18 protein-coding genes are annotated in these 19,412 nt (G+C 37.9%); 15 read left to right on the forward strand and 3 right to left on the reverse strand.

Features of this window, described 5'->3' with window-relative positions; all coding sequences use genetic code 11:
- Positions 1–1,197: 1,197 nt before the first annotated feature.
- The gene (dsdA, locus tag SB775_RS15855) at positions 1,198–2,559 is read right to left on the reverse strand and encodes a D-serine ammonia-lyase (protein ID WP_410862153.1); all 1,362 of its coding nucleotides are present in this window, start codon (positions 2,557–2,559) and stop codon (positions 1,198–1,200) included.
- Positions 2,560–2,709: 150 nt separating this feature from the next.
- Between dsdA and SB775_RS15860 the strand changes: the two genes are divergently transcribed.
- The 5 genes from SB775_RS15860 to SB775_RS15880 all read left to right on the forward strand — a co-directional run bounded on the left by SB775_RS15860 (position 2,710) and on the right by SB775_RS15880 (position 8,147).
- Positions 2,710–3,255 (forward strand): helix-turn-helix domain-containing protein, encoded by a 546-nt coding sequence (locus SB775_RS15860; protein ID WP_061463294.1) that lies wholly within the window; start codon positions 2,710–2,712, stop codon positions 3,253–3,255.
- A 977-nt stretch (positions 3,256–4,232) separates the two neighbouring features.
- Complete coding sequence (proC, locus tag SB775_RS15865; RefSeq protein ID WP_410862154.1) at positions 4,233–5,075, forward strand: pyrroline-5-carboxylate reductase; 843 nt, start codon at positions 4,233–4,235, stop codon at positions 5,073–5,075.
- Positions 5,076–5,124: 49 nt separating this feature from the next.
- On the forward strand, positions 5,125–6,234 hold the full coding sequence (proB, locus tag SB775_RS15870) for a glutamate 5-kinase (protein ID WP_410862155.1): 1,110 nt from the start codon (positions 5,125–5,127) through the stop codon (positions 6,232–6,234).
- Positions 6,235–6,252: 18 nt separating this feature from the next.
- Entirely contained in the window at positions 6,253–7,521 is a 1,269-nt protein-coding gene (locus tag SB775_RS15875; RefSeq protein WP_410862156.1) for a glutamate-5-semialdehyde dehydrogenase, read from the forward strand.
- Positions 7,522–7,862: 341 nt separating this feature from the next.
- Entirely contained in the window at positions 7,863–8,147 is a 285-nt protein-coding gene (locus SB775_RS15880) for a hypothetical protein (protein ID WP_410862157.1), read from the forward strand.
- A 213-nt stretch (positions 8,148–8,360) separates the two neighbouring features.
- On the opposite strand, the gene SB775_RS15885 is transcribed toward SB775_RS15880, so the two are convergent.
- Positions 8,361–8,654, reverse strand: a complete 294-nt coding sequence (locus SB775_RS15885; protein ID WP_410862189.1) for a hypothetical protein — start codon at positions 8,652–8,654, stop codon at positions 8,361–8,363.
- Between SB775_RS15885 and SB775_RS15890 the strand changes: the two genes are divergently transcribed.
- From SB775_RS15890 to speD, 6 genes are all read left to right on the forward strand, one after another.
- Positions 8,581–9,732 carry an acyl-CoA dehydrogenase family protein gene (locus SB775_RS15890; RefSeq protein WP_410862186.1) on the forward strand — a complete coding sequence of 384 codons (1,152 nt, stop codon included), beginning with the start codon at positions 8,581–8,583 and terminating at the stop codon, positions 9,730–9,732. The genes SB775_RS15885 and SB775_RS15890 overlap by 74 nt on opposite strands.
- Positions 9,733–9,935: 203 nt before the next feature.
- A complete protein-coding gene (locus SB775_RS15895; protein WP_061463283.1) occupies positions 9,936–11,081 on the forward strand; it encodes a betaine/proline/choline family ABC transporter ATP-binding protein in 1,146 nt (381 codons plus the stop codon).
- A 12-nt stretch (positions 11,082–11,093) separates the two neighbouring features.
- Complete coding sequence (locus SB775_RS15900; RefSeq protein WP_061463282.1) at positions 11,094–11,747, forward strand: ABC transporter permease; 654 nt, start codon at positions 11,094–11,096, stop codon at positions 11,745–11,747.
- 11 nt (positions 11,748–11,758) lie between these two features.
- Positions 11,759–12,676, forward strand: a complete 918-nt coding sequence (locus SB775_RS15905; RefSeq protein ID WP_410862158.1) for an osmoprotectant ABC transporter substrate-binding protein — start codon at positions 11,759–11,761, stop codon at positions 12,674–12,676.
- A 17-nt stretch (positions 12,677–12,693) separates the two neighbouring features.
- On the forward strand, positions 12,694–13,356 hold the full coding sequence (locus SB775_RS15910; RefSeq protein ID WP_089362287.1) for an ABC transporter permease: 663 nt from the start codon (positions 12,694–12,696) through the stop codon (positions 13,354–13,356).
- A gap of 186 nt (positions 13,357–13,542) precedes the next feature.
- The gene (speD, locus tag SB775_RS15915; RefSeq protein WP_061463279.1) at positions 13,543–14,379 is read left to right on the forward strand and encodes an adenosylmethionine decarboxylase; all 837 of its coding nucleotides are present in this window, start codon (positions 13,543–13,545) and stop codon (positions 14,377–14,379) included.
- 23 nt (positions 14,380–14,402) lie between these two features.
- Here speD and SB775_RS15920 read toward each other — a convergent pair whose 3' ends face one another.
- Positions 14,403–15,428, reverse strand: coding sequence for a YeiH family protein (locus SB775_RS15920; RefSeq protein ID WP_410862187.1), 1,026 nt, complete (start codon positions 15,426–15,428; stop codon positions 14,403–14,405).
- Positions 15,429–15,561: 133 nt separating this feature from the next.
- Here SB775_RS15920 and SB775_RS15925 point away from each other — a divergent pair, with 133 nt between their 5' ends.
- From SB775_RS15925 to SB775_RS15940, 4 genes are all read left to right on the forward strand, one after another.
- Positions 15,562–16,455 carry a selenium metabolism-associated LysR family transcriptional regulator gene (locus SB775_RS15925; RefSeq protein WP_089362286.1) on the forward strand — a complete coding sequence of 298 codons (894 nt, stop codon included), beginning with the start codon at positions 15,562–15,564 and terminating at the stop codon, positions 16,453–16,455.
- Positions 16,456–16,699: 244 nt separating this feature from the next.
- A complete protein-coding gene (locus tag SB775_RS15930; RefSeq protein WP_089362285.1) occupies positions 16,700–17,614 on the forward strand; it encodes a hypothetical protein in 915 nt (304 codons plus the stop codon).
- A 498-nt stretch (positions 17,615–18,112) separates the two neighbouring features.
- Positions 18,113–18,739, forward strand: coding sequence for a metal-dependent hydrolase (locus tag SB775_RS15935; RefSeq protein WP_377406093.1), 627 nt, complete (start codon positions 18,113–18,115; stop codon positions 18,737–18,739).
- Between the two features lie 225 nt (positions 18,740–18,964).
- The gene (locus SB775_RS15940) at positions 18,965–19,408 is read left to right on the forward strand and encodes a C40 family peptidase (RefSeq protein ID WP_286140782.1); all 444 of its coding nucleotides are present in this window, start codon (positions 18,965–18,967) and stop codon (positions 19,406–19,408) included.
- Positions 19,409–19,412: the final 4 nt, after the last annotated feature.

Here is a 19,412-nt window from a genome sequence, read left to right on the forward strand (position 1 = left end):
AAAAGGGCGCGACAGTCGGTGGTACACCGTGGTCGCCGGAGTCAGACTAACGGATGAGCTCAAAGGCACATAGTTCGACGACCTTCTTCGCCAGCCAGCCATTAAAACAGTATCGATATAGATACCAATTTTCATTCTCTGTGGTAAGCGCTGATTTTGCGCTTCATGAATGGCTAACGGTGCATTCGTTGAAAATTGAGGGGTCTTTAAGGAAGCTTTTTTTTATGAAACTATTGGGCAAGATAATCAAATGAATATATATATTGCTTTAATTATCTTGGTTATTTGTTTTTTTTACTGCGAATATAACACAAGTAATTGATCCTGGAGTAACAACTTTTCGTGTATTAATGATATGTGGAATCATTATATCGTTCTCTTTTTCTTTTTCAGTGAGAAAGGACTTTGGAGAAAGTTAGCTTTAGGTCTTAGTATATTTGCTGGTTTCGTTTACTTTATTGCCATCGAATTAATGAGAATAGTATCCATGGTAATGGATTTTAAATTAGTTATTCAACTGGAAAGGTGCTTTACGTCAATAAGGAAGGTTGCTGCCGTAGCCTTTTTTTTATGGCACGAAAGGGGCAGGGTAGTTGAAGTATGAATGTGATTTTTTATGGTAAAAAATCAACTTAATAATCTTCATTAAGGAGTCTACCTGCAATATGAAATTAGATGATAAAAAGAAAAAGGTACAAATGAAATATAGAGAGAAAATAAGGATATAAAAGAAGATAGAAATTACAGTAAAAAACTGCTTGTTATTGTTACTGTAATCATTATTATTCTAGTGGCATACTGGGCAAACTCCTTATAAAAACATATGTAATTCAAATTATAAGCAAAAGCGTGATGTATATGGATTGTGACGTGATTTCGATTTTATCAATCAATCTTATATTCAAATTTGCTCAGCGTACCATATGCGCGTTTTTTGTTCTGGCCCCTGTTTGGGAAAGATCTTGCGGAATAGATCATACCTGTACAGACCATAAAACGCTAAGAGAGAACATAAAAGCTCTCTTAGAAGAGGGCCAACTGGACTTGCGAGGGCCAGAAAAGGTCTAAATAATGGAGAGGTCAGCTATTTTCTATAACAGCTTCAAATCCAATAAAAAATCAAAAAGGTTTCGGAATGAGAACATTCCGAAACCTTTTGGTCTACAAACTGACAGGGTTAAACTACCTCGTGTAAAATTACTTCTGTTTCTCTAACGCTAATTTCAACCCTTTTTGATAATATTGCGTCATCATTTCTTCAGGAACCATGCTTCCACCAGTCCCCCAAATAATATGTGTAGCTTCACTCATCTTTTCCGTTAAACTATGCTTTTGTAAATAATTGATGCCCTCTTTACATAATTTACTTGGTCCTATCATGCCTGCTAGTGCAGAAGGTTCTAAATGGATCCCCTCTGTATCGACTAGTTCTTTTAGCAACTTATACAACTGTTCATCGCTAACCGTATAATTGCCACTTAAAAAAGGTTCCATAGTTTTACCCACAAACCCTGATGGCCTTCCTACAGCAAGTCCATCCGCGTCTGTTACATTATCGATACCAACATCTTGTACAGAAACTTTATCATGAAGTCCAGTCATTAAACCGAGTAACATACATGGTGAGTGGGTAGGTTCTGCAAAGAAACAGTGAATATGGTCTTGGTACAATAATTTCAAACCAAAAGCTACGCCTCCAGGGCCACCACCTACTCCACATGGAAGGTAAACGAACAAAGGATGATTTTCATCTATTATTATCTCTAGCTCTTCTAATTGTTTTTTCAATCGAGATGCAGCCACTGCATATCCTAAAAATAGGTCGTGAGAATTTTCATCATCCACAAAATAACATGTTGGATCACTATCTGCTTGGATTCGGCCTTCCTCTACAGCTTTACTATAATCAGCTTCATATTCAATAACTTTGACATTTTTGCTTCTAAGCAAGTCTTTTTTCCACTGTTTTGCATCAGCTGACATATGAACAGAAACATTAAAACCTAACTTTGCACTGATGATGCCAATACTAAGTCCTAAGTTTCCAGTTGAGCCTACCGCGATTGAATATTTTGAGAAAAGGGTCCGGAATCTATCACTATCTAAAATCGAATAATCATCTTGTTTTGTTAACAATTGATGTTGAAAAGCTAATTCTTCAGCATGTTTGAGAATTTCATAAATCCCGCCTCTTGCTTTAATAGATCCTGATATAGGAAGGTGATTATCACATTTTAGTAATAATTCTCCTGAAATAGGTTGTTGATAATCCTGTTCTAAGGATTGTTTCATGGCAGGAATTCTCACTAAGGGAGATTCTATGATACCGTTCGTTCCTTTTGTTTCAGGGAAAACCTTGGCGATATATGGAGCAAAACGCTTCAACCGTTCCTCTGCATCTTTTACATCTTCTTGAGTAAGGGAGGATTTTTTTATTCCCGTTTGAAATTTTTCGACATTTGGATTCAGCCAAAATACTTCATCCATCGAAATGAGCTTGTTTAGTAATGGATATTGGTCTTTCCATGTTTGTATTTCTTTGCTTTCAATCTCTTTCATTTGCTTGATCCTCCTCATTTCTTGTAACAAGTTGTTTTGTAAATTATAATTAAATAAAATTTAATACAGTTTAACATATAATCATCTTTGTGTTAATTTATATTTACCTTTTTTAAATGAAATTTAACAACTTGTTAAGGAGTATTGATTATGGAAAATATAGATATTGGTAAGAAAGTTGAAAAATATAGAAAAGCTAAAGGATTGAGTAGTAGAGAGTTGGCAAAATTAGCTGAAATTACACCTTCAATGTTAAGCCAAATTGAACGAGGTTTGGCGAATCCTTCTATTCAAACCCTAAAGGTTTTAGCTAAAACCCTGAATGTTCCAACTTTTAGTTTTTTACTTGAAGAAATAAATACGGAAGACTTGATCGTTAGATCCGGTAAACGTAAGAAAATGATCATTGATAATTTGTCTTATGAGTTATTGTCACCTGATTTTACGGGTAATTTAGCAACAGCGATTATGAAAGTTCCTTCCAATATTTCTTCGTCAGAAAATCTTCTAGAACATAAAGGAGAGGAAGTAGCATTTATTTTGGAAGGGAAAATTAAGCTGTATTTAGGCGAAGAAGAATATCTTTTAGAAGCTGGTGATAGTGTGAAAATACCAGCAAATTTGAAACATAAATGGGAAAATAATTTTAGTCAAAATGCTGTTGTATTATTTTCAGTTACCCCACCTGCGTTTTAATGTGAAAAATGTCGAGTGTAATATTTTAACAAACAGACGCGATTATTGAAGAAGACTCGCTTTTCTTAATGAACTCCCATGAAAATTAAAAAAGCACAAAATCTAGAAAAAACCACAGCAACAACAAAATAGACCCAATAAAAAGGCTGAGATTTATGAGCGATATGATTGAGTTTGGTAAATCGTTAAACAAAAACCTCCATTTATAGCAAATTAAGTAGAGGCTAGGGCGACGACAAAAAATGGATTAATCCCCCATGAGCGCTACCTTAAAGGGAGCGACAGTCGATGATAACGTTGGATCGTTGGAGGTAGACTAACGGATACTTCGCCAGCCATTAAAACAGTATCGACATAGAGATCAATTTTCATTCTCTGTGGTGAAGCGCTGATTTTTGCGCTTCATAAATGGCTAACGGGGGAGTTTGTTCTTTAAGAAAAAGTAAAAAAAGTCGATTTCTTAACGTTGAACTGCACCCCAATTGTTAGACACAACTAACAATTGGGGTGCAGTTCACGTAGTGGAGATCGACTTTTTAAGTTGAAAATTCTCTTAACGTATAAAAATTCTGAAATAGGTAATATAGCATTGTCGCTGCCGTTCATAAAAGATACTTTTATGAATGGGGAATTTTTGATTAAAAACAACTGTTTTGAGCGTTTGTAAACCCACAAAAATCATTTTCGAACGTTCGCTAATTTTTAATATATTATTTCGAACGAGAAAACAGCTACTGAATTGTTTTATTTCGTTTTTCTTCCTAAAATATCCGCAAATACCCCGATTACAGCGGATTATCCCTGATTAAATGACCTTACTGGCATGTAAGCACCGGATGAAAACGCTTCCTTTCACTATCTCGGCCTTTTCCTTATGAATGTCCTCTCTTCCCTTGAATCTAAATCTCAGCATGTTACGATAAAAAGGTTGAAAAATACGAACGGAATTACGAACAATGAATTTTTAGGGGGGCATAATGTTGAGAGATAAAATTGTTGCATTTTTAGGAGCCGGTTCGATGGCAGAGTCGATGATTTCAGGAATTGTGCAGGTTGGGAGCATACCAGCAGAGAGAATTTATGTGACAAATCGCAGCAATCAACTGCGACTAGAGGAAATGAATCACGTGTATGGAGTTCATGCGGTCCATCAGGATGCATTGCCATATGAAGAAGTTGATTTCTTTATTTTGGCAATGAAGCCCCAGGGAGCAGCAGATGCTCTCGATGCACTCAAAGATAAAGTAAGAGTGGATCAAGTTGTGATTTCTGTATTAGCGGGCATTTCCACTGAATTTATGGAAAATCATCTACAGCTTGGACAGCAGGTTGTGCGGTTGATGCCGAATACGTCGAGCATGATCCGGGAGTCGGCAACTGCGTTATGTCCGGGAAGACATACAGGGATGGACAATGTGATAGCAGTGAAAGAATTGCTTGGCTGTATGGGAAAAGTGTTCTTAATTGAGGAAGAGCAAATGGATATTTTTACAGGAATTGCAGGAAGCGGACCTGCATACTTCTATTATTTAATGGAGCATATGGAACACGCTGGCGTTGAAAAGGGGATGGATGAAGCGATGGTCCGTGAGATTGTCGCCCAAACGATTTTAGGCGCAGCCAAGATGATTATGATGAACGACGAAGCACCGGCAAGTCTCAGAGAGAAAGTCACTTCACCAAATGGAACAACAGCATCCGGACTTGCTGCTTTACGGAAAAATAATGGAGGCAGAGCCATTTCACAGGCGATTCATCAAGCGGCGAAACGTTCGAAAGAGCTGAATGAAGAGATGGCAGTAGCATTGGTGACGTCTTAATCAGAGTTTAAGAATGTAGGTTTAAAAGAGAAAAATCAGGAGGGATAGGATGTTCAAAGAAAAGAAACAGATAAAGAGAGTTGTTATTAAGATTGGAAGCAGTTCACTGACCAGCATGCATGGTGAGCTAAGCCGCAGAAAACTTGAGAAGCTGGCGGATCAGATTGTAGTACTAAAGGATGCCGGATATGAAACGGTTTTAGTTTCCTCTGGAGCAGTAGCAGCTGGCTATCGTAAGTTAGGGTGCATCAAGCGTCCATCTGCCTTACCTGAAAAGCAGGCAGCAGCTTCCATCGGACAGGGTCTATTAATGGAATCTTACTCAGAACTCTTTTTATCTCACGGATACGTCGCTTCACAGCTGTTAATTACAAGAAGTGATTTTTCCGATGAAACACGCTATGGCAATATGAAAAATACGATGAATGTCTTATTGGAACGCGGAATTATTCCGATTGTAAATGAAAATGATACAGTCACAGTCGATCGATTGAAATTTGGAGACAATGATACGCTGTCTGCTAAGGTGGCCGCGCTGATTGGTGCTGATTTCCTGATTATTTTATCTGATATTGATGGACTTTTTAATGACAATCCGAACAATAATCCAGATGCGAAATTGCTTAAAAAAGTAGATGCCATCACACCTGAAATTGAAGCAGCAGCTGGGGGAACAGGAAGCCCAGTCGGTACAGGCGGCATGAAATCAAAAATTGCAGCCTTTAAAATTGCGATGGCATCCGGCATTCAGTCCTTTTTAGGGAAATCAAGCACAAGGGATATCCTGATGGATGCAGTGAAGGGCACTGCCAGAGGTACGTATTTTGAGCCGAATGCCTTTAACCTTGATAAGAAAAAGCAATGGATTGCGTTTCATTCAGGTCCTGAGGGCAAAATCATCATTTCTCAAAAAGCGAAAACAGCCATAATTGATCAGCAGAGAAATATATATCCAATCGATATTCAAGAAGTGAACGGAAGATTTAACGATGGGGCCGTTGTGACCATCCTTGACGAAGAGGGAGAAGAATTCGGTCTCGGCAGAATCAACTTTTCAACTGAACAGCTGACACAAGAAACTAAAAACGAAACGGCGGCAGCTATTGATCAAGAGACGTTTGTATGTTCTCTCGATTTCTCAATGAAGGTGCCAAGCTAAAAACTTACAGGAGGGGTTTTGATGAGTGTTGCATCGCTTAAACCAATGACGGTGGAAGAACAGGCAATCTCAGCGAAAAAAGCAGCGAAAATATTAAGCATGCTGACAACTGAGGAAAAAAATGATGCACTTAGAATTGTAGCGAATGAATTAGAAAAAGAATATGGAATCATTTTGGACGCAAATAAAAAAGACTTGAAAAAAGGAAGAGAAAAAGGGTTTGACCAGGCGTATATGGATCGTCTTGCACTAACTCAAGAAAGAGTCAAGGACTTTGCAGAGGGACTGCGCCAGGTTGCTGGTCTTCCGGATCCAACGGGTGATGTTCTTTCCGACTGGACGCTTGAAAATGGTTTGAAAGTGCAAGAGGTACGCGTTCCCCTTGGTGTCATTGGAATGATTTACGAAGCACGTCCAAATGTAACGGCAGATGCGGCAGGACTTGCATTGAAATCAGGTAATGCAATTGTGCTGAAAGGAGGATCATCCGCGCTTTCATCCAACAAAATGATTGTTGAAGTGATGCACCGCGCCCTTGAAAAAACAAAGATACCTAAAGAAGCCGTGCAATTCATTGCTTCAACTGACCGTGCGACAACTCAGAAGTTATTTACCATGAAGGAGCATATCGACGTTTTGATTCCTAGAGGCGGTGCTTCTTTAATCAAGGCGGTTGTAGAAAATGCGACGGTTCCGGTCCTTGAAACAGGTGTAGGAAATTGCCACATCTATTTTGATAAAGAAGCTGAGACAGAAAAAGCTTTAAACATAATTATCAATGCCAAGACAGATCGTCCTGCTGTATGCAATGCAGCGGAAACACTTATCGTTCATAAAGATTGGCTGAGTGAAAATAAAGAAATCCTTGCAGAAACGTTAAAGGAATATGGCATTACGATTCACGGTGATCAAGAAGCAGCTGCAGTCTTGCTCAATGTGATCCCTGCAAACGAAGAAGATTGGGCCAACGAATATTTAAGCTTAGATCTTGCAGTTAAAACGGTCAACAGTCTAGATGAAGCCATTGAGCATATTGATCAGTACGGCACAAAGCATTCAGAGGCTATCATTACAGAAAATGATGATACGGCTAAGCGATTCATGCAATTAGTGGATGCAGCCGCAGTATACCACAATGCTTCCACTAGATTTACAGATGGAGGAGCACTCGGCTTTGGGGCAGAAATCGGCATCTCAACCCAAAAACTTCACGCGCGCGGACCGATGGGATTGCCTGCACTGACAACGATTAAATATATGATGAGTGGGAATGGGCAGATTAGGTAAGAAGTCTATTTTCAACAGGACCGATCATCCTTTTTAGTAAGGGTGGTCTTTTTTTGCGGAAATCAGAAAAAAATTCGCAAAAATTCTTTGGTTAAAGGCATAACAGCATCCTTATTTTGAACATTGAGCACGTTTTAGCCGATGCGGGATATGCTTTTAAAGCTGTTTATAGAAGAACAAAAACAATACCGTGAAGATTTGTTGCAATGGTGTGATATCTTATTTATTTTCACTGGGAAAATATAAAACCGAGGTTTTCAAAACTCTTTTACATAAAAAGTTTAGAGGAATGGAAAAAGTCAAATCGCGAATTAAAAGGGAAATTACAGATAGATTTAAAAGTGGATTTCGATGACTATCAGATAGCTAAAAGCCTATATGAGCAGTCAGAACTGCTACACGAAGAATCACAGGGGTATCAAGAAAAAGAAGGTGAATCTGGTGTGAGAGATACCTGGGGGTTACCCGCTGATTCTGATAGGGGAATAGAAATGCTAAGTATGGAGGCAAACGATACAGTAGAAGAACTTGATAAAGAATGGATTGAACTCATTAAAAGGGTTATTAATTTGGAAATACCGATACAAGAATTAAAAATTTTTGTATCAGACTATAAACGGCAGTAAGTTGATAAAAAAGGGTACCGCGTCCCCCAAAAACGATAAACTGAGCTTATAAGTTACAAGAAACGTCCAAAATTTCGTACTGGGGATCCTGCAAAACTTTAACTTGATGGCAATGTGACGCTACCCTTATAAAAAAATTAAGACAAAATATTTCAAAAATAACCTCGTAAGAATATAAAATAAATAAATAATTTAGCAGTTAAGCATTTATAATCAAAAAATAATTCCACTTGTTAAAAATAGATTTTTAAAAGGGAATTCATTATTTTTGTTGAACATGAATATTGTAGGCCAATTTACCGTTTGATGATTTTTATTGTAACCGAATACATCGAGGTAATTAACATATTTATCTTGTTCATGGTAATGGATTGTATCAAAAAAATCATTGGCAAATGGAGGTTTACCCATGGTTAGCTCGATGGCGATCAATATGGAGGATTCACGTTCCTTCCTCACTGAAAAACACTTATTATTTAAACAATCAATTCGTGAATTTCTCCACAAGGAGGCTTCCCCCTATTATGATCAGTGGGAAAAAGAGGGGGGGATACCCCGCTTGTTTTGGAAAAAGATTGGGGATAACGGATTTTTATGTACATGGCTTGATGTAGAGTTCGGTGGGGCGGGAGCAGATTTTGGATATTCAGTTGTACTGGCAGAGGAACTGGAAATGGTTGGATCAGCCTTAGGAGGAATATCAATTCACTCTGATGTTGTGGCCCCATATATTGCTTCATTCGGCACAATAGATCAAAAACATAGATATTTACCCAAGTTCATTACTGGAGAAATGATTTCTGCCTTTGCAGTGACAGAGCCAGGGCTGGGTTCTGAATTAGCGAATATTCGAACCACAGCCATCAAGAAAGATGGATATTATATTGTCAATGGAGCGAAATCGTTTATTACAAATGGCTTTAACGCTGACTTCTTGATAGTAGCATGCAAAACTGATCTAGATGCTGTTCCTTCTCATGACGGAATCAGTTTGTTGCTCATTGATAAAGATACACCAGGGTTTTCACGAGGAAGAAAACTTGACAAAGAAGGCCAGGAAAGTTCAGAAACTGCAGAACTATTTTTCGATGATGCCTCTGTCCCTATTGGGAACCTTCTTGGGGAGGAAGGTAAAGGCCTTTCATATTTAATGCAAAAACTGCAGCAGGAAAGGCTTATGTGTGCGATTGGGTCTTTAATGGCAGCTAAAGACATGCTCGACTTAACCGTGAATTTTATTAAAGAACGAAAAGCATTTGGTAAGAAAATTAGTAAATTAAAAAATGCACAGTTTACCATCGTTGAAATAGCGACCGATATTCAGTTGGGAAGAACGTTTGTTGATGGTTTGATCTGTAAACATATGAAAGGGGAGAAGATCATAACGGAAGTATCGATGGCTAAATATTGGATCACTGAGATGTCTAAGCGAATATCTGAAAAGTGCATGCAGTTACATGATGGATACGGAAATATGGGTGACTTTAAAATTGCCCGGCGTCATCGGGACATTCCTGTGACAACATTCTATACAGGGTCAGATGAAATCCTGAAAATCCTCATTGCTAAAAATATTGGGTTATAATTCATTTTTAATAACTTAAATCTATTAACTACCTTAAAATGAGGTAGTTTTTTTATTCCATTTATTCAATATAATTAAAATGAACTAGTTTTTTTTGTTAAAATGGTTTATGTAGTTTTTTTCTGGGTATAAGAGACTGTGCATATAAAAAGTAACATATTTGTAAAAATTGTAATTGTATGCGAATGATGGAGGTGCTTGTTGTGTTAAAAATTGAAAATGTATCGAAAATCTATAAGGGAGGAAAGAAAGCTGTAAAGAATATATCATTGGATATTAAAAAAGGAGAGTTCATTTGCTTCATTGGTCCGAGTGGATGTGGCAAAACAACGACAATGAAAATGATTAACCGTCTAATCGAACCAACTGAAGGAAAGATACTTATTAATGGGGAAAATATAATGGATAAAGATCCAGTTGAGTTAAGAAGACAGATCGGGTACGTTATCCAGCAAATCGGACTTTTTCCACACATGACGATTCTTGAAAATATCACCCTCGTTCCAAAACTTCTTAAGTGGAATGACCAGAAGAAAAAAGAACGTGCACTGGAATTGCTTCAGCTTGTCGATATGGGACCCGAGTATTTAGAAAGGTATCCATACGAATTGAGCGGCGGGCAGCAACAAAGGATTGGCGTTCTGAGAGCCCTTGCTTCAAATCCCCCACTCATTTTAATGGATGAACCTTTTGGAGCACTAGATCCAATCACCCGCGATGCCCTTCAGGAGGAATTTAAAAATCTGCAGCGCACACTTGATAAAACAATCGTTTTTGTTACCCATGATATGGATGAAGCCATTAAGCTAGCCGACAGGATCGTCATCTTAAAGGCTGGTGAAGTCGTCCAAGTGGGAACACCGGATGAAATCCTCCGATACCCAGCCAATGAGTTCGTGGAAGAATTCATTGGTAAAGATCGATTGCTTCAAACAAGACCAAATGTTGAATTGGTAGAACAGATCATGAGCCGGAATCCCATATCCATTACTGAGGAAAAATCCCTTACGGATGCTATTACGATAATGCGCGAGAAAAGGGTCGATTCTTTACTTGTGGTCGATGAGCAAAATGTTTTGAAAGGGTTCGTAGATGTTGAAACGATCAGTGAATACCGAAAAAAAGCAAAATTTATCAGCGAAGTCATCAATACTGAAGTCTATTCAGTAAAGCAGGATTCATTAATTCGTGATTCCGTTCAGAAGATATTAAAACGGGGATTCAAATATGTGCCTGTTGTTGACCAGAATAAACATTTGGTCGGAATTGTCACTAGGGCAACATTGGTAGACATCGTATACGACAGTATATGGGGAGAGGTAGAAAATCAAGTGGCAGAAATGTTCTAGGAGGTGTATGAGATGGAAACATTGCTCGATTTTTTACAAACGAACTGGCAAGAATTCATTTATAAGGCATGGGAGCACTTATATATATCCATGATCGCTGTTTTACTTGGAATAATAGTCGCCGTACCACTAGGCATTATGTTGACCCGAATGAAAAGGAGCGCATCCATTATAATCGGAATTGCAAACATTATGCAGACATTGCCGAGCCTGGCAGTCCTAGCCTTTTTCATTCCTTTCCTCGGAGTAGGGAAAACACCCGCAATTATTGCGTTATTTTTCTATTCTGTTTTACCTATACTCAGGAATACTTACACAGGTATTAAAGGCGTAAATGAAAATCTGCTGGAATCCGGTCGCGGTATCGGGATGACAAGCTGGGAGAGGATTCGTCTGGTTGAATTCCCGCTTGCACTTTCCGTCATTATGGCTGGTATCCGTACGGCTTCCGTTTATTTAATTGGTTGGGCAACCTTGGCTTCCTTTATTGGAGGAGGAGGTCTTGGAGATTACATTTTTATCGGATTGAATTTATACCAAACAGAATATATCGTCGCAGGGGCAGTTCCTGTAATTATCATGGCTATCCTGGTGGATTATGTATTCTCGATCATTGAACGAAAAGTCGTACCAAAAGGATTAAAAGGTATGAAGGAAGTTGCATGAGGAGGAATAGCATGTATAAAAAAAGGAGAAGTTCAATTTTCATAGCCCTTATAGTTTGTTCATTATTCATCAGTGGCTGTTCTTTACCTGGATTGGGGTCATCTTCTGAAACTACAGTAAAGATCGGTGCCCAAAGTATGACCGAATCCGAAATTCTGGCGAACATGATCGCTCAACTCCTAGAGCGGAATACGGATCTTGATACGAAAATCATCAAAAACTTAGGTTCGAATTTCGTTCAGCAAAAAGCGATGGAGAGCGGTGATATAGATATAGCCGCAACTCGATATACAGGGACGGATTTAACGAGTGTCCTGGGACAGGAAATTGAAAAGGACCCAGTAAAGGCAATGGAAGTTGTTCAAAGGGAATTCAAAGAACAATATGGTTTCAAATTTTTTGATTCATACGGTTTCGATAACACCTATGCCTTTACGATTTCAAATGAATTGGCAGAGGAAAAAGGTTATAAGAAAATATCGGATTTGGAAAAGGATGCAGATAATTTAAGGTTAGGTGTCGATAGTGCTTGGCTGAAAAGAAAAGGGGATGGCTATAAAGGGTTCGTAAATACATATGGATTGGAATTCGGGGAAACTTATCCGATGCAGATTGGCCTGGTATACGATGCAGTCAAAAATGGTCAGATGGATATTGTACTTGCATACTCTTCCGATGGACGGATTAAGGTTAATGATTTGATGCTTCTAGAAGATGATAAACAATATTTCCCTCCATATGATTGTTCACCGGTCGTTACCGGAGAATTATTGGAACGATACCCTGAAATTGAAGATGAACTTAACAAGTTAATTGGCGAAATCAATACTGAAACCATGCAGGAACTGAACTATGAAGTTGATGGGAACTTGAAAGAGCCATCGGTCGTAGCTTCGGAATTCCTTAAAGCACATAAATATTTTGAATAAATGGGAGGTGCAAACTAATGGAAACCTTACAACAGCTGGGAACGTATTATTCTCAAAATTGGATGTATGTACTTACTGAGTTTTATCGCCACTTTTTAATGTCCGCTTATGGAGTTTTATTTGCTGCAATCGCAGCCATCCCGATGGGGATTTTCATCGCGAAACATAAGAAATTGAGTAATTGGGTATTTTCCATAACTAATGTTATTCAAACCACACCAGCCTTGGCCATGCTTGCTCTTCTTATGCTAGTGATGGGGCTAGGAACAAATACAGTTATCTTATCATTGTTTTTATACTCCTTACTGCCAATCCTTAGGAACACTTATGTCGGAATTACAAGTATAGATCATGCTTATTTAGAATCTGGCAAGGCAATGGGGATGACGAAGCTCCAGTTACTAAGAATGGTCGAACTGCCATTATCCCTCTCTGTCATCATGGCTGGATTACGCACAGCTCTTGTGGTTGCAATTGGAGTCACTGCTGTAGGGACATTCGTAGGGGCAGGAGGGCTGGGGGATATCATTGTCAGGGGAACGAACGCATCTAATGGAACGGCCATTATACTTGCAGGAGCAATCCCGACGGCATTGATGGCCATTCTGTCAGACCTCTTACTAGGATGGTTGGAACGGTTGCTTTCTCCGATAAAAAAGAAAAAAATTCATTCTGCCTAAAACAAACCAGGACATTGAAAGAGCCATTGCATGTTATTGCAATGGCTCTTATTCTTAGGTTTTTGGCCAGAAAAATAACCATTGCCGATTAAAAGGTTACAAGCAGGGACTGACCGGCTTAGTTTTTTATTTCAGAAAAAGGGTAACTATAAGGATAGTTGTAAAAAATTATAAGGGGAATCAATCATGAAACTTACACCAGAGCAGCGTATTGAACTTCACGGCTTTAATAATCTTACGAAATCTCTAAGTTTTAATATGTATGATATTTGCTACACAAAAACCAGGGAAGAGAGAGAGGCCTACCTGGATTATATCGATGAACAATATAATGCAGAAAGGCTTTCGAAGATCTTGCACAACGTTTCTGATTTAATAGGTGCACACGTTTTAAATACGGCCAAGCAGGATTATGTCCCTCAAGGCGCCAGTGTAACCATTCTTGTTTCAGAAGGTCCTGTCGTCGAAGTACCTACTGGAACTTATGAGGAATCACCAGGGCCCTTACCTGATAATGTGGTCATGCAACTGGATAAGAGCCATATTACTGTTCATACATACCCTGAATTCCATCCAAATGAAGGCATTAGCACATTCAGGGCCGACATCGATGTCTCTACTTGTGGAGAAATATCACCGCTTAAAGCCCTTAATTATCTGATCCATTCCTTCGATACCGATATTATCACGATTGATTACCGTGTAAGAGGGTTTACGAGAGATAAAGATGGGCGAAAATTGTTCATTGACCACGATATTAATTCCATTCAAAACTATATTCCTGATGAAGTAAAGGGTTTATATGACATGATTGATGTGAATGTATACCAGGAAAATATATTCCATACAAAATGTAAGCTGAAAAGATTCGATATTAATAATTACTTATTCGGTTATACAGAGGAAAAGCTGAAAACAGAAGAAAGGCAGGTAATAATAGAAAGGCTTCAAACGGAGATGGACGAAATTTTTTATGGTGCCAATGTCCCGCATCCAACAGAAAAGAACAAGCATGCCGATTAAGGGATGCTTGTTTAAGTGAAATATTAATTTAACTGGAAAACATGAACCAATACATAACCGAGACACGTTAATAAAATTGAGCCAATCAATCCAGCAATAAAAGGTTTGCCGCCATATTTTTTAAAAGTGATAAGGTCAATATTCAATCCTAGTCCTGCCATGGACATAGCCATGAGGATATAGGAAAGCATAACAAGTTTTTCGGCTATTAGTTCAGGAACTGCCCCTGTAGAGTAGAGGGCACTCATTAATAGAAATCCAAAAATAAACCAAGGTATCTGAATGGACTTCCAGGAAAATCTCTTTCCCTTATCTGTTGATCGCTCTTTCCAACTCATGATGAATCCAATTAAAAGGGCTACGGGAATGAGCAGGGCCACCCTAGTCAATTTGACCATGACTGCCAAGTCGACTGCTTCATTTCCCCCTGGTGCTGCAGCAGCGATGACGTGAGCAATTTCATGTAGTGTCGCACCCGAAAATATACCGTAACCTGGATCGGATAACCCCAAAAAGGGATAAAGGATCGTGTAACCGAAAGTGAAGGTTGTACCTAAAACAGCAACCGTCGCTACAGCTATTGCTGTATCTTTTTCTTTTGCTTTAATTTGGGAGGAAATTGCGAGGACTGCAGCTGCTCCACAAATTGCTGTACCACAAGCTGTCAGTAAGCCTAGCTTTTTTTCCACTTTAAATAGACGGGTCAATCCATAAACTACCAATATAGCAAATATTAGACTAATGGCTCCAACAGCAAACGTTTTCGGGCCGGCGTTAAAAATATCCTTCAGGTTCAAGCGCATCCCCAATAAGATAATGCCCATTCTCAAAAGGACTTTACTAGAATAATTTGTCCCAGCGACGGCGTAAGCGGGTACGCCGATAATCGATTTCCAAACAACACCAATCAGTATCGCAATGACTAGCTGTCCCAATATATGAAGGAATGGAAGCTCTGCTAAGTATTTAGCTGCAATAGCAATTAGCAAAGTTAAAGCTATTCCTTTTGTAAATCCAAGTTTTCTAGTTTCAACCTCTGTTCGTTCCAGTGTGATCACTCCATCTATGTTGATGCCTTTACTTTAAAGCTTAATTAAGAATAAGTGAAATATATTTTTGCTATTTCAATGATTACTTCTACTTATGATAAAATAGAATGCATAGGTAAATAAGGAGGTAACCATGGATCCTTTAAAAGTATTCGTAACCGTGATAGAACAGAAAAACTTTTCTAAAGCTGGGGATATTCTGAACCTGTCGCAGCCAGGAGTCAGTCTCCATATTAAGAATCTGGAAAATGAGTTAGGAACGAAATTAATTTATCGTTCTCCCAAACAAGTTCAAATAACAGAGCCGGGAAAAATTTTATATAGACATGCAAAGCAAATGCTTGATCATTATGAGACAGCAATAAGAGAAATAAATGAATTTAATAACGTGGTTAGCGGAACGATGAAAATAGGTGCAAGCTTCACGATAGGGGAATACTACCTTCCAAAAGTTTTAGCAGAATTTGCGGCTCAATATCCGATGGTGGACATACAAATAATCATCTCGAATTCTAATGAAGTCATACAAGGAATACGTTCGAATAAGCTTGATATAGGCTTGATAGAAGGGGAAACGGATTATAAAGATATCGATGTCAGACCCTTCATGAATGACGAGATGATTGTCGTCGTCCCCCCGGTTCATCCACTTTCACAGACGGATATCATCGAGGGCACATTGCTCCAAAACCAAACATGGGTGCTTAGGGAGCAAGGATCGGGGACCCGTACATATTCGGATAAACTTCTGAGCAGTCTGGAACTAAACATAAAGAAAACCTTTATTTTCACCAGTATCCAAGGAGTGAAAGAAGCGGTGATGGCCGGACTTGGCATTGCCTTGTTATCCCGTTTGACTGTACAAAAAGAATTGAAATCCAATGAATTGAAAACCTTTCATTTGAAAAATGAACCCATTATAAGACCTTTTTCAATCGTGAAAAAGTTAGACTTTGAAGCATCAAAAGCCATGGATCTATTTTTAAGGAAGGTAGAAGACTTTGCGATAAAGGGTCATCCTAAATAAAACCTTACACTTTAAGCCCATCCTTTACATTTCATGAATGAAGGGGATGGGTTTTTATTGAATGACGAATTTTTTTTAATTTTAATGAAAACGTCGAAAGTATTATGGTATATGTCAATCAATAAACAATTTTTACGTATTTTAACATAATTACCAACATATAAATTAAATAGGTAGTCTCCAGGAACTTTTCAGTCCCTGTAGGACTTTTCCGCATTTATTAATCTTAAAAGGAGCAACCACATTGGCTATAGAGCAGAAAGATAAGCGGATTTCTGTTTTCGACAGAATTATAGGGTTCATGCCAAAATTATATGTGATTGGAACTATTTTAATTTTTGTATATACGCTTGTTGCGATGTCTCATTTAGGTATCCAAACTTGGAATAAGCCAGAGGAAGCTGTTGGTCCGGTAATTACACAGAATCCCCCTATTTCTGAGGGCTTTGAACATACATTGATTACATTAATCATCGAGCCGATCGTAACTTCAGAATTTTATCAAATTATCTTTAACACGTTATTCCTTTACCTTGTATGGATACTGCTTTTCCTATTAGCACCGATTGCTTTTTACCGTTTAAAGCACTTTAAGTTTTTTAATATAGAAATTGAAATTGAAAAACAAGATGCAGCCGTTTATGAGGTGTTCAGCGTGAGCAGTTCGAAAATGAAATTTGCTGCGTATTTAACATCAGAGGAATATCAATTGGAAATATCAGAGGAAATTGCCAACAGCAAGGACTTTAAAACCCCCTTAATCTATACATTGGACAGTGCCATGGACTTTTATTCCAATCAATTAGGACTTTCCTTTACCTATGATATCTATACCTTGAACCAGTTCAAGAAAGCGAAGCTGCCTAAATCCATCAAAGCGATGCTTGATAAGTCTATCCAAACCGGTGATCCGTGCATAACGAATAAAAGCAATAGTGATAGTGAATTTTACAAAAATTTTCTTCTCCATTATTTTGAAAACATGGACGGGAAATTTGTCACTGTCTTAAATAGCTACCAAACTGAATTCGATACATTTGATAAATCACTGCTTAAGATCCTGCAAAATGTCATATATGATTACTATTTACAGTATAACTATATTTATGGTGTGAGCGAGAAAATGGAAAAAAATGAAGAGCTTTCCGATAATAAATAAAAAAACCACCCTACAAGTGGTTATTTTTTTTGGAAAGGTGATTGTTAATAATATTTTGTACAATTACATTATTTCCAATGAGCTCTGACGATTTATTTACGTGTTGTTCCCGAAAATCCATGTTCTTTATTTTCTTGGACTTTTTCCCTTTTTTAAAATTATTGAAGGCATTTAAAAAAGCTATCTGAATCACTCCCCTTATAGATTAGTATATTCATATGACGGATAAAATTTCATGAAATACCTCTATTCACAGAAAAATTTTTTGCGGTTTTAATTGTTGAAAATTACCTAAGCAAAGGAATTATAGACATTCTAGAAGAATTGATTTTAATTAGAACGAGGAATTTATAAGCACTAATTATTGATTACTACGGCTTTTTTATAAAATATAAAGATATTTTATTAAAAATATTGTATAGTTAGAATGCTGGGATTCGAACAAACATTCGTTTCTTGGTAACAGCGATTACTTCTTAGTAGGACAGGAGAGAGACAGTGAACGGTACAGCACACATGGCATTAGGGGCAACAGTTGGATTCTTAACGGCAAACACACTTCAAACAGATCCAACGACCACTTTATTCTTGGTTGGCATTGGGGGGATTTCAGGCCTTATGCCCGATATGGATATTGATGGGAAGTTAAGTAATAGGATTACTTTTTCACATAAGTTTATCCGAACGATAGCACAAACGATTGGTATATTAATGATCATTTATAGTCTTTTGGAAGGCACTGATAAGGAAAAGTGGATCGGTGTAGGAGCAGGAATCGGAATCATCATCATTTCATCATTCATGAGACAAAGGCATATGCTGACCTTGACTGGATTAGCGGTTTTAGGCGGCGGTATATCTTTGCAGGAAAGCTGGTTGTGGCTGTTAGGCGCCTATATAATCCTGGCATCCTTTACACCACATAGAAGTTATACCCATTCGATTGCCGGTATCGCTTTCTTTGGCATCATTGCTTTTCAATTCGAAGCCTTTATGGGGATTGACGGAATTTTGACTACTTGTTTATTCGGATACATAAGTCATTTAATTGCAGATTTGAAATGTTTACCTTTTAACAAACGTGGGGTAAAGTTATTTCTACCATTTTTCACAAAAGAATTTTGACAGTGGTTTTCTTACCGCTGTTTTTCCATGAGGAATAGTAAGTTTTAAAATAGGTGCTTTCAAATAGGCGGATGTTGGAAGCTTGATTCGACTTATTCTTATGTTTTATATGGTCATTCTTCCTATATCTACTAAATGTAACATATTTGTAAAGATCCTGTGATGCGAGTGATATACCCATTCTAGTATATTAGGTTTAGCAAATCACATCAGGGGGTAAAAAATTTGTTTAAGAAAATTGTCGTCGGATTGTCATTGGCTATCATGCTTGTAACCGCATCCTTTGCTGGGGACCAAGTGGAAGCTGCTTCATATCATACAAAAGCGATTAAAGTGGCTAAAAGTGAATTAGGTACAAAATATAAAATGGGTGGCATTTCTTCTTCAGGTTTTGATTGCTCAGGTTTAGTGAAGTATTCATATCAAAAGGCTGGTAAGAATTTACCAAGAACCGCCGCTGACATATATAAAAAAGGAAAGAAAGTCAAAAGCCTGCAAAAAGGTGACTTAATGTTTTTTGCACCAAATAAAGCGAAAAAACCTACACATGTGGCTATTTACATAGGAAACAATGAATTCATACACTCTGCATCATCTAAAGGAGTGTCATATGCTAAAACCAATAATAGTTATTGGAAGCCAAAGTATATTGGTGCGAAACGTATATAATAGA

The sequence above is a fragment of the Peribacillus sp. SIMBA_075 genome (genome assembly GCF_046534585.1).